This is a genomic window from Ochrobactrum sp. MYb379 (assembly GCF_037479515.1).
Taxonomy (GTDB): Bacteria; Pseudomonadota; Alphaproteobacteria; order Rhizobiales; family Rhizobiaceae; genus Brucella.
Window position 1 is genome coordinate 1 of the sequence record NZ_JBBGYW010000024.1, and the last position, 13,704, is coordinate 13,704.

Genomic DNA, 13,704 nt, shown 5'->3' on the forward strand with positions numbered 1-13,704 from the left:
ACCGCTACCCTCACCGCAATCGTCAATGGCCATAAGCAGAGCCAAATCGACCAACTATTACCATGGAATTATACCGGCCCGGTGTGAGTGAGACACCGCTTACCATGGGGCAATATTTCATCGGCGTAGCAATACCCATCATCGCAACGTTTTTGTTGCTGTATTTTGCACCAAGACGACGTCGCTGGTAGGTATCAATCAACAATTGTATTGAGAATGCCAACATACTCTTACTCCTTCGCCCTAGACTTTTCCTTTTCAACTATCGCGATAAATTAGTATAAGTGCGAATACTTGCCGTCATCCTGACTTAGCACAGCGCGAGAATATCCTCTCAACAACATGTAAATTGGCATCAAACTCGACGCGCACCAATACCCTCTTATCCAAATTAAAAGTCAAAAATATCCCCGAGGCATTGGGTAAATGACTCATTTTGGGTTTCATCTGAAGTGGCAGCCTTAATCAATCTTGTGGCGAATGATCTGATGAATATGGTTAGGGTGCCAGAGTTTGAAACTGCGGCTTCCAGGGCCCAAACCGAGTGCTCGTCCCGCTGAGCTACACCCAGATAAGATTTCTTTTTTTATTTCAGTGAAACAAAAGGCGGTGCAATACGTTCTCAAATGGCAACGCAGCCTATGCTGTCAACCAATTTATTAAAGAAGGAATTACCTCAATGGCAAACGAACCAGAAAATACAGTTGCGGACCAGATCAGCGAACTTCGTAGCCAACTGAGCAACCTCTCTTCACAGCTTGCTGAACGCCTTGGGAGCGCTTCTGACAAGGCTGATAACGCCTTATCGTCCGCATCGTCCGCATTTGAAGACGTTGCGTCGAACGCTCGCTACCATGGCGAAAGAGTACTGAACGCGGCTCGAGAAAATCCTGGCGCAGCAACCGCAACATTGGCAACAGTTGGCATCATCGGGTTGCTTACTGGCATGATGCTGGGTCGTTGTCGCCGATAGATAAACAACTTTAAATACATCTAAACCCCATACGCACAGTAGAGGTAAAACCAATGTCCCATTCAGATCCACAGAGAGCCTGGAAGATAGCTGAAGATAACCGCGTCTGCTTTTATGGCTGGAATGGAAAACAGGTTCCAATGTCTCCGATCGTTCGCAAAGACGAGGGTGCAATTTACTTCCTCACGGACGCGCAAGGCGATAAGGTCACCGACATTCAAGGACAATCAACTGTGCAGCTCACTTTTTCGAATGAGTCTGCCAATGATTATCTCTTTATTGAAGGCAATGCTCAGGTGTCCAATGATCGCGCGAAAATCAAAGATGTTTGGACACCTTTCGCTAAGGCGTTCTGGGAATCTGAGAACGATCCAAATATCCGTCTGATTGTTGTATCTCCGAGCCATGCCGAATTTTGGGACGGCCCCGGTGCAATCACGGCCACGGCGAAGATGCTCTTTGCATCGGTCACCGGCAAAAAGCCCGATATGGGCGACAACCGCGAAACCGGGATGTAAATTGATTGGCGGAGAATAAACTGGTTCAACACCGATACGTTATTTAACCCACCGTATCCTGTCCGCCAGAGGTCAAACGGTGCCTGGGGTTATGAAAAAGACCATCGATGATCATTCAAGGCAAGCTGAAAGTTGATGGCTTTGTATTTTATGATACCCAGGCTCAGGACCCATTGATTTGAGAATGAATAACTTATTCAGTTTCGCTTGAGGAGACTGAACGATGAGCAATCTTTTCTCGCTGAGCGAAGGACAGATGTCAGGCCTTCGCCCTTTTTTCCTAAGAGCCATGGACGACCACGCGTTGATGACAGACGTGTCTTGAGTGGAATTATCTTCATTCTTCGCAATGGATTACGGTGGTGTGATGCCTCTCGGAAATATGGGCATTATAAAACTCTCTATGATGGTTGAGACCGTTGGTGTCAAAAGGGGATATTTTCTCAAATATTAGAAGAGCTGCCGTCCAAATCGTCGGTTGGAAAGACTACGATGATGAATGTGAACTATTTGAAAGCTTGCCGTACGGCTTCAAGCCTACGGATAAAAATGGGGCGATGGACGACTGATCGGCCGGACAAAAGGTGGCATAATTACCGAGTTGCATGCCGTCACTGCCGCGAAAGGGCAACCCATCAGATTAAACGTCACTGCCTGACAACTCAGCGACTACACCGGACCTACAGCCTTAATTGAGACGTTAGCGAAGGTCGATTATCTTCTTGCCGATAGAGGATATGGTGCTGACTGGTTCTGAAAACGGTTAAAAGACAAAGCGATAAAGCCGTGCATCCAGGGTCGCAAAAACCGTAAGAAGCCTATCAGGTATGACAAACGCCGATACAAGCGGCGTAATTGTATCGAAATCATGTTTGGCAGACTGAAAGACTGGCGAAGAATTGCTACCCGTTATGACCGCTGCCCGGTCGGGTTCCGTGCAGCAATAGATCTCGCAGCAGCCGTTATATTCTGGCTCGGAAACAATGAGGCCTGAGCCTAGTCAGCAGGAGAAACAAGATTTATTTACTGCAAATTTAATTAACAATATAGAACTTCGCTTCAAGATAGATAGTGTTAGGTTAACAATAAGTTTAGTCGATTAAGGCCCTTTTAAGCGACAAAAAAACCGCCCAGATTTCTCTGAACGGTTTAATTAAACTGGACGTCACCAGTTATTAGAACTTGTAGGCAACGCCGAGACGAACTTCGTTGGTCTTAAACTTGTTACGAGCTGTCAGCACGTCGTCTACTACAGAGTAGTTCTTTTTGCCGTAGTCGCTGTAACGGTATTCAAGGCGGAGAATGACGTTATCCGTTGCAGCGTAATCTACGCCAGCGCCAGCAGTCCAGCCAACGTGGGTCTTGCTTTTGGATTCTGAAACATCAAAAGCCGTTCCATCAATGTCGCCCGAAGCTGATACGGTATTCTTAACGCTGCCAATCGCAACACCTGCGGCAACGTATGGAAGCCAACGATCAAATGCATAACCTGCACGTGCACGAACGGCACCGGAAGTACGAAGCTTGCTTTCAGCGCCGAGGGTCAGGCTGTCTGCGCCATCAGTAAAGGTCTCAGAAATGCTGTCTTTCTGATTGTTGAAGGTTACATCACCATCAAGACCCAGAACGACATTGTTGCCGAGGTCGAAGTTATAACCTGCATAAAGACCGCCAAGGAAACCATCTGGCTTCATGTGGCCGACATTGTAGCCGTTTAGATCAAAGGTGGACTTCGCCCAACCCCAACCAACCTGACCGCCGAGATAACCACCAGTCCAAGAGAACACAGGTGCAGAAACAACCGGTGCTGGTTCGTCATAAACGATGGCGTCAGCTGCATTCGCTGCCGAAACGCCTGCAAACATAGCTGCCGAAGCAAACAAAATCGCTGAAATTTTCATTTTAATCTCTCCAAGCCCTTTAGAAAAACTCTAGAGATCAAAATAGGCCACCACGCTAAAAAGTCTGTAGTAAATAAGCCACACCTAATGCAATTGGGACATTTAATCGAGTAGCGCTTTATTATGATTAAAGAATATTAAACAAAAAACGACAGGTAGGGCGCCTTTTTCACATAGCTCGAACAAGCCGCCCTGCGGTGAACGGTGTCTCGGTCTTCCACCTTCATCAGGAAGCACTGCACAAGCAACGCCTTGCTGACAACACCGACAGGCTTATTATCATTTTCCTGCTCGAATCCAGTCTCCTAGGAATACATGAAATAACTCGCTAATAGTCCAGGTTTTCGTCCGCACCCCCACACCGTCACTTGTGGATAGAAATCATCACACGTTAATTTTATCGACAATTCTCCTATTCATGTACCTGCCTTAAAAAAGTTATGAATAGTCCACTCGTTGCGCGCCGGTTGTGAGCGGCCTTTTTTATTGACATCGGTATCAATATTTTTGAAGATACTAACACATCTCCGTATCTTCTGAATATAAGATGTAACAAAGAAGCCTGCTGTTTTCCGGGAAGAGAGCAGCGGGTTTTTCATTTATTGACATCAAACTTATTTGAATGGAAAAATCTAACTGTTCATCTGCCTTACCCAGGCAGCGTGGACGAATTTGAGCCAGTATCTTACGGTGACAATATGAACCATGGTGATGAAACTCTCGGCGAGTTGGTCGTATCGGTTGGCAATGGCGCGGTTGATTTTCATTCGGCCAAACATCGGTTCGATTAAGTTACGCTGTTTTTACAGCGTGCGATCATATCCTATCTTCACGCTACGGTTTGCTCTGCCAGGAATGACGGGTTCGATAATGCGGCTGGCGAGACCCTTACGAAGGGCATCCGCATCGTAGCCCTTATCAGCAAGGAGCGCCGTGGCGCTTGCTCGGGTAAGCTAAACAGTGTGTCATGAGCATTGCAATCTGCCGTCTCGCCAACCGTTAGGTGGAAGGCAAGCGATCTTCCTCTGGCATCAGCCAGACGGTGAAGTTTACTGGTGAACTCGCCTCCGCGAGAGGCCAAGAGCACGTCGATGAATCCCCCATTTCCGCCCGCTGCCGAAATATGGGCACGGACCGTGGTGCTATCGATGCTGTAGTGGCCATTGTCAGCCATGATCCCGGCAAGGGTGACTGAAACAGCCTCCCAGACCCGCACTTCGCTCCAGCGCCGAAAGCGTCGATAGATCGTATCGAACTGCCGTATTTGGGCGGAAGATCCCGCCACGGCGTAGCGCAACGAAGCGAAAGCTGATGAGAACAGGATTGCAGAGAGTGTCAGTGAGAAAGCGAAGGTCTTCATTTTGAACCCCTTGTATCGCTCCAAAATAAGGCCGGTTGTAATCGATATATGAAGCCATCTATTAGGCGGCTTCTTTTTTGCTTCATCTGGCTCGCTGTAAAATCGTCCTCATATCGTAATCTTTTCCATTATTATCTCCTTGTTTCAAAATCGATATTTAAATTATATGTTTGATGTTCCGAATTTACAAAAACTCCCATGAAATATTTATAAATGTTTGCCCTTCAAAGGTAGGTAATATCAAATTCGTTATTATCAAATCTATATTTTGTTACGCTAAATGCCATCTATGACAACCCATATTAATAATATTTATAAAAAAGGCCATCGATATATTTCGTTTATATGTAATAGTATCATGTAAACGAATGCATGCGACAATAGGCCGATGATTTTTATTTTAATTATATTGCATGTTGAAAAATTTGGCTTATATAGAAAATTATTACAATAAAAAAGGGCATTCAAAAATGTCGGATTCCATTTCAATAGAAAACTCTGATTTCAATACCGCAGAACTTACGGCTAAGATCGTGTCAGCATGGGTATCAAATAACGCAGTACGACCTGACGATCTTATTGAAACCATCAAGTCGGTTCACACAGCTATCGCAAGCTTGCAAAACAGCACGCTTAATATCAAAGCTGAAGAAGTTACCGCCGTTGAAGCTCCAAAGCCGTTTGTAAGTGTAAAGAAATCGGTTAGCGATAATCAGATTACATGCCTTTGCTGCGGGAAATCGTTCAAGTCTATAAAGCGTCATATCGGCACCTCACACGGCTTCACTCCGGATGAATACCGTGCGCACTTCTCTCTTCCGCACGATTACCCTATGGTTGCGCCAGGATACTCAAAAGAACGATCAGATATCGCGCTTAAATTAGGCCTCGGTCGCAAGCCTGCCGCGTAACGCCCGGCGAATATTTCGGGATATCCGATCAAATAAATAAAGCCCTGAATTCAAACATCAGGGCTTTTTGCTATCCACACTTCTATTCAAACAAGCAATCGATAATCATCAGTTTTCTGACGCTCAATCAGCAGCCAGCCGCTGAATCCACCTGCTGCCAAAAATAAACCAAATACAAACGTGACTGGTAAAGTAAACTCTGTCATCAACTCAATAAGTGTGAGATCACAAGGAGATACCGAGGTCATCATATCAAACTGATCGAAACCCTATCCATAATCGATGGAAACAACATCAATAGAAGCCCCAGCAAAACACATAAGAAACAAGCCTGCTGCCAGCATCGATATAAACGGTTTCCTGCTAGTTTTACAAAGCGTGCTAATCATATGAAAACTAAGTCCTCCAACTTACGGGCGACTTAGCATGAATTAATTATTTATGGTTGCAAAAATTTACAATTTGAGATGACAAAGCTGTGAATGACTGACTTCTCGAAGAAGGCTGCTTGTGCCGGCACCAATGTTATTTATTGATGTCCTGCCCGATCTTCTCACTTAATTACTCTTAGCGTTTGAAATCGATATCGAGAACGAAGCGGCTCGGTATCCAATACTCGGTGTTCATTGTGTAATCTCTAATAAATAAGAAATTGCCTTCTGGCTTTATCCAACCCGCAGCCACTTTGATAAAGCGATTTCTGGTCTTTACACTGAAGCTGTCGCCGCGCTTGATAGAAGCGTTATCTAAGCCCTTAGCAAGGGTTATTGGCAGTAATTTAGTAAGCTTAGCTGTTTCTTCTGAAGTCGTATCATCATAAACCTCTATCTCTTCGAACATCTGATGCGGAATCCAGGTTGTCGTGCTGCCATCTTTAATTGAGATAAAGGAGCCTCCGCCGAATGAGATCGAGCCTGAAGTATCGATGATCTGACCGCTGATTGAAATGCGTGCCTGTCTGCCCGATTTTTTAGATATAGATTTCTCGCTGCAGATTTCAGTTATCGTGCGGATATCGGATGATTTATAGAGTTGTCCCGTACTGCTTTCGGAATTTATAACTTGAACAAAATCGCCAGAGAAATGCAGTTTTAGAGCATTAGACTCGAAAATTGATCCATCTGAAAATGTAATATTTGTGTCTATCGACATCCGAAGTGCCTGCGTAATTTTTATGAGAGAAAATCTGACTTACCTTGGATTACGTTCTGAGGTAGTTAATCAATATATCAAATCCGTTAGTTTTGCCCTTATCTCATTATAAATACCGCTATTAAAGATTACAAAAAAGCCCCCATTTCTGAGGGCTTAATTTGATCATGATGCTCATTAAAAATCCTAGATGCAGACCTAAATCTTTCAACCAGAAGATTTTATTAGCGGAAGAGCGACAGGATGTTCTGAGTGCTGGAGTTAGCAATCGACAGTGCCTCTACGCCAAGCTGCTGCTGAACCTGAAGAGCTAAAAGGCTCGCCGATTCAGTGTTCATGTCTGAATCAACCATGGAACCAACACCACGATCAATCGCTGCTGATTTCTCCCCAGAAGCGATTGTGTGGAGACCACCTGCCAACGGCATTTCGATGGGCAAAGGCGGAATTAAGGAACCACTGTCGATTGTATTAAATATACGATTTGAAAGTTTGGTAGGACTAACAGCCCTCTTTCTGACTTAAGGTTGACAGTCCTGCCAATAATGTAACCGAACGCATCTATTCCCTTACCCAGGTGTTCCATTGTTGAAGCAGTGATGCTGAATTCTTGTTGATCCAGTCTGCATCAGGTATGATGATATTTTCCTCAAGATCACTTGCGCTGGGCATGGTTTGCCGAGCTTCATCAGACATAAGCGCAATTGCATAGGTACTTGGCGGAGTGCAGGATAGTTTTTCACATGCCTGTGCCTGAGCCTGGGGCGAGTTCAGCCAAAATGCGATCAGCTTTTTCGCGTTTTCACGATTGGGAGCGCCCTTCACGACGGCAATGCGATCACCCACCAGAAAAGAAGCCTTGTAAGACCAGCCGATCGGCAATCCCTCATTTTTCATTGCTTTTGCCCGCGTGAGCCAAATCTCACCCAACGCATAATCTTTATTTCTAAAGCCCTGCACACTTTGGTCGCCCGTCCTCCACCAGAGTGTTACGTCAGATCTTATTTCATCGAGTTTACGAAAGGCACGATCAACGTCCAAAGGGAAAAGCTCATCTTTTTTGACACCGTCGGCAAGCAAAGCTGCTGCTAACACGCGCCAGGGATCATCAAAGTTCGGGAAAGTACGTCCTCCCTTAAATTTTTTAACATCCCACATATCTGCCCAGGTTTGTGGTTGCGGCCCATCATTTAATCGATACGCCAGAAGCGTTGCAGTTGATTGTAGTAAAGCGCCTCCTCTTTCACAAGCATTCTCAACCAGACCAGCTTTACCCTTAAATTGCTCGCAAAATCGGCTTAAGTCTTCAGTGATTTCTTGATGGGCTTTAGAAGCCGACTGTATCTCGCCGTCGAGGTAGAGATCCCAAGATACATTGCCGGCTTTTACCATAGCTGAGGCCTTGGCCCGCATTTCTGCATTCGTGGCAACCACTGTCACGACTTCAATCCCAGTTTCCTTTGTGAAAGGATCGAACCAGGCTTCCTTCAATACTTTGTCATAAATGCCGCCTGTAGAGGCGATCACGACACGCTCCGCTGCGACCGCATTGTCAGTTGAAATTCCAACAGCCAAGCAGATGATTACACCTCCGCAAACCGCGGACAAATATCTACCGATCATCATCGTCAGTATTCCTCTATGATAGAGAGTTTATTTTAAAGAAGCGCTGCGGGTCATAAAATGAGCAATGCTCATGAAAACGAGTGCGATTGCAATCATGAACGTTGAGGCTGCCGCAATCACCGGCGTGAGGTTGAAATCAATGTCTTCAAACATCTTTCGACCAATTGTTTTCCCACCAGTATCGGAAATGAAGAAAGCAACCGTTGCTTCATCAAATGAAGCGAGAAAGGCGAACACCCCGCCAGACGCGATTCCAGGCATAATATTCGGCAGAACAATTCTGAAAAATGTTTGAAGGCGATTAGCTCCACAATTAAGTGCGGCGAGTTCAAGTTCTGAATCAAAGCGCTGCAATGACGCCATAACTGTGATCAACACGTAAGGAACAGCAAGGACTGTATGAGCAATTAGAAAACCGGTGAAACTGCCAGTCAGTTGCAAAGGCGCAAACACCAGAAACAATGCAACTCCCAACACAACATTAGGTACAATCAACGGTCCTATCGAAAGCGCCTGGATGCCATTTTTCCACGGCAAATCACCTCTTACAATAGCAAGGGCTGCCATTGTTCCGACGATTGTCGCAACGATCGTTGTCATGACGGCAATGCGAAAGCTAAACCAGGTAGCAGACATCCAGTCCGGGTCAGTAAAATAGGCATAGTACCATCGCACCGTGAACCCGTCAGGAGGGAATTTAATATAATCGGTCTGGCTGAGAGACATTGGGACAACCAATATCGTCGGAAGGATCAGAAAAAATAGAATTGCTGCAATTGCACATAGCCCTACAGCTTTCGCAAAAAACACGAAAGCTTTGCTATATGCAGTGCTTAGCTTACATTTATCGATGACATGAAGAGAGCGTATAGCGATCAGATCAACGGACATTGCTAAACCCCTTCTGAAAGGACAATCCTTTTCGGAACAGTGCTATGAAGACCAGTGTCATGACCAGAAGGACGGTCGAGAGTGCTGCCGCAAAAGGCCAGTCGACAACCACGGTGGTTTGTTGTGCAATTAACGTTGGCATCAACATCGAACCTGGGCCACCAACAAGCGCTGGGGTAATATAGAACCCCAAAGCCAACACGAAACAGATCGTTGCTCCCGCGAACACTCCCGGAAGGCTGAGAGGCAACGTGATGCGCAGAAAGGTCGAGACCGCACCTGCCCCAAGGTTCCTGGCTGCTCGAAGATAGTCATTTGGCACAGTTCTGAGGACCGAGAAAATCGGAAGAATGACAAAAGGAAGCAAAACGTGGGTCATGGCAAGGATGACCGCACCTTGTGTATAAAGCATCTTAACCGGCTGATCAGCCAGTCCCGTTGTTTTAAGCAAAGAATTGACCAAACCATTGCGCTGCAAAAGAACAATCCAGGCATAAGAGCGAATTAGAATAGAAGTCCACAATGGTATGAAAACGCAGGCTGCAACCACAAATGCCCATCGCTTATTCAGACGTGCCATGGCAAATGCAACAGGATATCCTAATAGAACGCCTGCGATAGTCACAATCAACGCAACAGTGACTGTCGAGAATAAAACACTTAGATATAATGGTTCTACAAAAATACGCCCGTAGGTAGCAAGAAACCCTTTCGAAAAGCTCAGTTTGATCAACGTTACTATTGGATATATGAAGCCGACAGTAAGAAAGAATAATAACGGCATTGTCAGAAGCCAGGAGGAAACACCTGAATAAGTGCGCGCCGAACGTGGTGTCCGCCAGGACCCCTTGTTAAAAAGAACGTCCTCTTGCGTATTCGATTGTACAACTGTCATGCTGCGTCCCTTCCGCCAGATGCGAACGCATGCACAGACTCGCTGTTCAGTCGCAGTGAAACGCGGTCGCCGCGCTTGAATGTTGAAGCCGCGTTGGCATCACATTGAACTCGAACTTTCAGGCCAGGACAATCGTCAAGCCTCACAACATATGTGTGCGTCGATCCCATGAAGATGTCAGCTTCAATTTCTGCCTGTATCACTGCGGGTGTCGTGCATACGCGTTGTTCCAACGCAACATGCTCAGGCCTGAATGCCAGACTGAGCTTAGTATCGATGACATGATTTAAGAGAGAGGTATTGCGGCTGTCGATTGGGAGATCAATCACCGTATGCTCTCCTATACGAAGAACCGCACTATTCGATTTTTCTCCGATTTTTACCGCCGGCACAAAATTCATTGTGCCAATAAAATCCGCGACAAAGCTGCTTTCAGGATTTCGATAAAGGCCCTCGGGGGTATCTATTTGCTCCAGCTGACCATTGTTCATAACCGCCACACGATCAGACATCGTGAGTGCCTCTTCCTGATCATGCGTCACATATATAACGGTAGCGCCCAGCCGCTCCTGAATGCGTTTAATTTCCAATTGCATACTTTCCCGCAGTTTCTTATCAAGCGCCCCGAGCGGCTCATCCATCAAAATGACAGGTGGATTGAAGACTAAGGCGCGCGCCACTGCTACGCGCTGCTGCTGACCACCCGACATCTGGCCTGGTAGTCTCTCGCCAAAGTCACTCAGTTGCACCAAATCTAATATTTCCGAGACCCTGTGCTCTCTTTCCATGCGCGACATTTTGGTTCGCATCTCAAGAGGAAACGAAACATTTTGGCGCACGGTCAAATGAGGAAAGAGCGCGTATTTCTGAAACACCATACCGATTTGCCGCTTATTGGGTGGAAGATGCGTCACCCTTTCTCCACCAATCATTATCTGCCCTGCACTTGGCATTTCAAATCCAGCAATCATGGTGAGCAGTGAAGTCTTACCGGAGCCCGAAGGGCCGACAATCGAGAGAAACTCTCCTTCTGATACTTCCAAGTTGATATCTCGAACGGCCCAGGCCGATCCATAGCGCTTTTGTATTCCTGTGAGGCTCATTTTCTGGCCAATCAAGCTTGCGCCCTCCTCTGCTAAGCAAAGATACCAGTGTTCTTATCAACCAAAATCGAATGACTTTATATTCGCAACAAACACGGTCGTTCATGCCGCCGTGACAGAAGGGCGGCACACTGGTAAAACTGCTTGATGTGACAAATGCTTTGTGAAAACTTCACAATAAGTTTTTGTTGCACCAAAAATACCCGCTGTCAACACGCATGGATCAAAATATGACATCAAATGAAATGGACGCAGGAGAAGGCGAAAAACACGTCCCGAGATTGGGCGACAGTGCCTATAATGAAATGAAGGAGCGGCTCATACGCGGTGTATACAAGCCTGGCTACAAAATGACAGTACGGGCCGTGGCTGAAGATTTAGATGTCAGTTCAACACCGGCGCGCGATGCACTCAATCGTTTAATTGCCGACCGTGCGTTGGCCTATACAGGTCCAAAAACCGTAGTTGTGCCCATATTAACCCATAGGGACCTCAAAGAAATCACAGCTATCCGGATTGCGCTCGAGGGGCTGGCAGCAGAACTAAGCGCGCCATACGCAACCCCCATTCTGATTGAAAATCTTATTCAAATACAGTCACTTATTAATAAAGCCCTCGATGCGGGTGATTACCGCACTGCTCTTTGGCACAACAAAGAGTTTCACTTTCTCGTCTATCGACTGGCAGAAATGCCCCATCTTATTTCTATGATTGAAGGTCTATGGCTTCGAATAGGACCGTCTCTTTACAATCTTTATCCAGAATTCGCGTCAGAAAAATCTGGCGTCCGTAATCATGAGATGGCGCTTGACGCGTTAAACGAACGGGATGGCGCTGCGTTACGGGCGGCATTTGAAAATGATATTCGTGAAGGCTATCGCCGCCTGCGTCGAACGGCAAGTAAAGCGGACACAAACTAATTACATAAATTTGTTGCATTGCCCTTGACGAAAGACATTTTTGTTGCAACAAAATATGAGGCTGGGATAAAGATCCACGCTTCACACGCAGCAGAAAGCCGGACTCATGCATTTGTACACAACTCATGTGAATGGGTGTGAACCCGTTCGTGCGCAGTCTCGTCAACTATTTTCCCGCGCACAAAACTTATTGCCAGCTGGCGTCAGCCGCTCCACGATTGAACGCGACCCTATACCAATGTACGCGCTCAATGGGCACGGAGCTTACCTAACTGACGCCGACGGCAATAAATTTCTCGATCTGAACAATAACTTCACGACATTAATACACGGGCACTCTTTTGAACCTGTAACAGCGGCCGTAGTTCAAATACTGCGATCGGGGACTTGCTTTGCCAACCCCACAGAACATGAACTAGGGTTGGCAGAGCTCTTGATTGAGCGAATACCTGCGGTCGAACGCATTCGGTTTGTAAACAGCGGCACCGAAGCAGTGATGTTTGCCATTAAAGCAGCGCGGGCATTTACTGGAAGGCCTGCGATCGCGCGGTTCGAAGGGGCGTATCACGGCGCATATGATTGGGCAGAAGCTGGTCAATCGGGCACAACATCAGAGGATGGAACACTTCTCGCAAAACCTGCCTACGCGGGATGTCCGACCAGCGTTTGCGAAAATGTCCTCCTTCTGGAATTCAACAATATTGAATATCTTGAACGTTCACTCAATAAACACGCACATAAGTTGAGCGCGATCCTGATCGATCCAATGCCTAGCCGTGCAGGCCTGCTTAAGCCCGATCCTTTGTTTATCGAGGCGTTGAATGTGTATGCGAAGAAACATGGCATTCTGATTATTTCAGACGAGGTACTCAACCTTCGCCAGGCTTATAATGGCGCTTCAGCAAGATACGGACTGATGCCAGATCTCATAACGGCCGGTAAAGTCATAGGTGGCGGGTTCCCTATTGGCGCAATTGGGGGCCGGGCTGACGTTATGTCCGTATTTGATGATACGGGCAGAGCACCGCTTGTGGCGCAAGGCGGAACATTTTCTGCAAATCCCGTTTCAATGATTGCAGGCAAAATCGCAATGGAAGCGATGACGAGACAGCAGTTTTCTTACCTGGATCGGCTTGGTGAGCAACTCTGTGGCCGCCTGGGCCAATGCATTGAGAAATGGGGTGCACCTTTTTCAGTAACAAATGCAGCGTCGCTTTTTCGAATTCACCCCAAGTCAACAGCTCCCTCATCCTACAAGAATGCAATCATGGACGTCCGGGAAGCGGCATTAATGACATCCTTGACACGTTTTTTCTTGCAGCAAGGAATTATCTTGCCGTTCGGAGCAGCAGCCTGTCTCTCAACTCCCATGACCGATGACGATATGAGTAAAATCGTAAGCGTGTTCGACAGTTTCCTTGAAACGCAAAGTCGCACGAACTGAGGAGCGAACA

The 13,704-nt window shown here is 46.5% G+C and carries 13 protein-coding genes and 3 pseudogenes; 6 read left to right on the plus strand and 10 right to left on the minus strand.

The annotated features are described in order from the left end of the window. Positions 1–22 precede the first annotated feature (22 nt). On the minus strand, positions 23–226 hold the full coding sequence (locus tag WH356_RS23090; RefSeq protein ID WP_339515101.1) for a hypothetical protein: 204 nt from the start codon (positions 224–226) through the stop codon (positions 23–25). Positions 227–679: 453 nt separating this feature from the next. On the opposite strand from WH356_RS23090, the gene WH356_RS23095 reads away from it, so the two are divergent. The 3 genes and pseudogenes from WH356_RS23095 (at position 680) to WH356_RS23105 (ending at position 2,485) form a co-directional block, all read left to right on the plus strand. Beyond that, complete coding sequence (locus WH356_RS23095; protein WP_339515103.1) at positions 680–973, plus strand: hypothetical protein; 294 nt, start codon at positions 680–682, stop codon at positions 971–973. Between the two features lie 53 nt (positions 974–1,026). Beyond that, positions 1,027–1,491: a pyridoxamine 5'-phosphate oxidase family protein gene (locus WH356_RS23100; protein ID WP_339515105.1), complete on the plus strand. Its 465-nt coding sequence runs from the start codon at positions 1,027–1,029 to the stop codon at positions 1,489–1,491. A 223-nt stretch (positions 1,492–1,714) separates the two neighbouring features. Beyond that, positions 1,715–2,485: pseudogene (locus tag WH356_RS23105) on the plus strand (IS5 family transposase). 181 nt (positions 2,486–2,666) lie between these two features. On the opposite strand, the gene WH356_RS23110 reads toward WH356_RS23105, so the two are convergent. Together WH356_RS23110 and WH356_RS23120 are read right to left on the minus strand one after the other, a co-directional pair. Then, complete coding sequence (locus tag WH356_RS23110) at positions 2,667–3,392, minus strand: outer membrane protein (RefSeq protein WP_339515107.1); 726 nt, start codon at positions 3,390–3,392, stop codon at positions 2,667–2,669. A 632-nt stretch (positions 3,393–4,024) separates the two neighbouring features. Further along, positions 4,025–4,694: pseudogene (locus tag WH356_RS23120) on the minus strand (IS5 family transposase); the annotation flags it as partial. A 471-nt stretch (positions 4,695–5,165) separates the two neighbouring features. Here WH356_RS23120 and WH356_RS23125 point away from each other — a divergent pair. Then, positions 5,166–5,663: a MucR family transcriptional regulator gene (locus WH356_RS23125; protein WP_421566361.1), complete on the plus strand. Its 498-nt coding sequence runs from the start codon at positions 5,166–5,168 to the stop codon at positions 5,661–5,663. Positions 5,664–5,749: 86 nt separating this feature from the next. On the opposite strand, the gene WH356_RS23130 is transcribed toward WH356_RS23125, so the two are convergent. The 7 genes and pseudogenes from WH356_RS23130 to WH356_RS23160 all read right to left on the minus strand — a co-directional run bounded on the left by WH356_RS23130 (position 5,750) and on the right by WH356_RS23160 (position 11,345). After that, positions 5,750–5,914, minus strand: a complete 165-nt coding sequence (locus WH356_RS23130) for a hypothetical protein (protein ID WP_339515113.1) — start codon at positions 5,912–5,914, stop codon at positions 5,750–5,752. Positions 5,915–6,230: 316 nt separating this feature from the next. Beyond that, positions 6,231–6,815 carry a hypothetical protein gene (locus WH356_RS23135; RefSeq protein ID WP_339515115.1) on the minus strand — a complete coding sequence of 195 codons (585 nt, stop codon included), beginning with the start codon at positions 6,813–6,815 and terminating at the stop codon, positions 6,231–6,233. 224 nt (positions 6,816–7,039) lie between these two features. Beyond that, positions 7,040–7,198, minus strand: a pseudogene (locus tag WH356_RS23140) (flagellin); the annotation flags it as partial. 178 nt (positions 7,199–7,376) lie between these two features. Then, positions 7,377–8,441: an ABC transporter substrate-binding protein gene (locus WH356_RS23145; protein ID WP_339515117.1), complete on the minus strand. Its 1,065-nt coding sequence runs from the start codon at positions 8,439–8,441 to the stop codon at positions 7,377–7,379. 27 nt (positions 8,442–8,468) lie between these two features. Next, positions 8,469–9,332, minus strand: a complete 864-nt coding sequence (locus WH356_RS23150; RefSeq protein WP_339515119.1) for an ABC transporter permease — start codon at positions 9,330–9,332, stop codon at positions 8,469–8,471. Further along, positions 9,322–10,227: an ABC transporter permease gene (locus WH356_RS23155; protein WP_445253726.1), complete on the minus strand. Its 906-nt coding sequence runs from the start codon at positions 10,225–10,227 to the stop codon at positions 9,322–9,324. Before WH356_RS23155 ends, WH356_RS23150 begins: the two co-directional genes overlap by 11 nt. After that, positions 10,224–11,345, minus strand: a complete 1,122-nt coding sequence (locus WH356_RS23160) for an ABC transporter ATP-binding protein (RefSeq protein ID WP_339515121.1) — start codon at positions 11,343–11,345, stop codon at positions 10,224–10,226. The genes WH356_RS23155 and WH356_RS23160 overlap by 4 nt, the downstream gene beginning before the upstream one ends. A 215-nt stretch (positions 11,346–11,560) precedes the next feature. On the opposite strand from WH356_RS23160, the gene WH356_RS23165 reads away from it, so the two are divergent. Beyond that, positions 11,561–12,250, plus strand: a complete 690-nt coding sequence (locus tag WH356_RS23165; RefSeq protein WP_339515123.1) for a GntR family transcriptional regulator — start codon at positions 11,561–11,563, stop codon at positions 12,248–12,250. A gap of 106 nt (positions 12,251–12,356) precedes the next feature. Beyond that, complete coding sequence (locus WH356_RS23170) at positions 12,357–13,694, plus strand: aspartate aminotransferase family protein (RefSeq protein ID WP_339515125.1); 1,338 nt, start codon at positions 12,357–12,359, stop codon at positions 13,692–13,694. Positions 13,695–13,704: the final 10 nt, after the last annotated feature.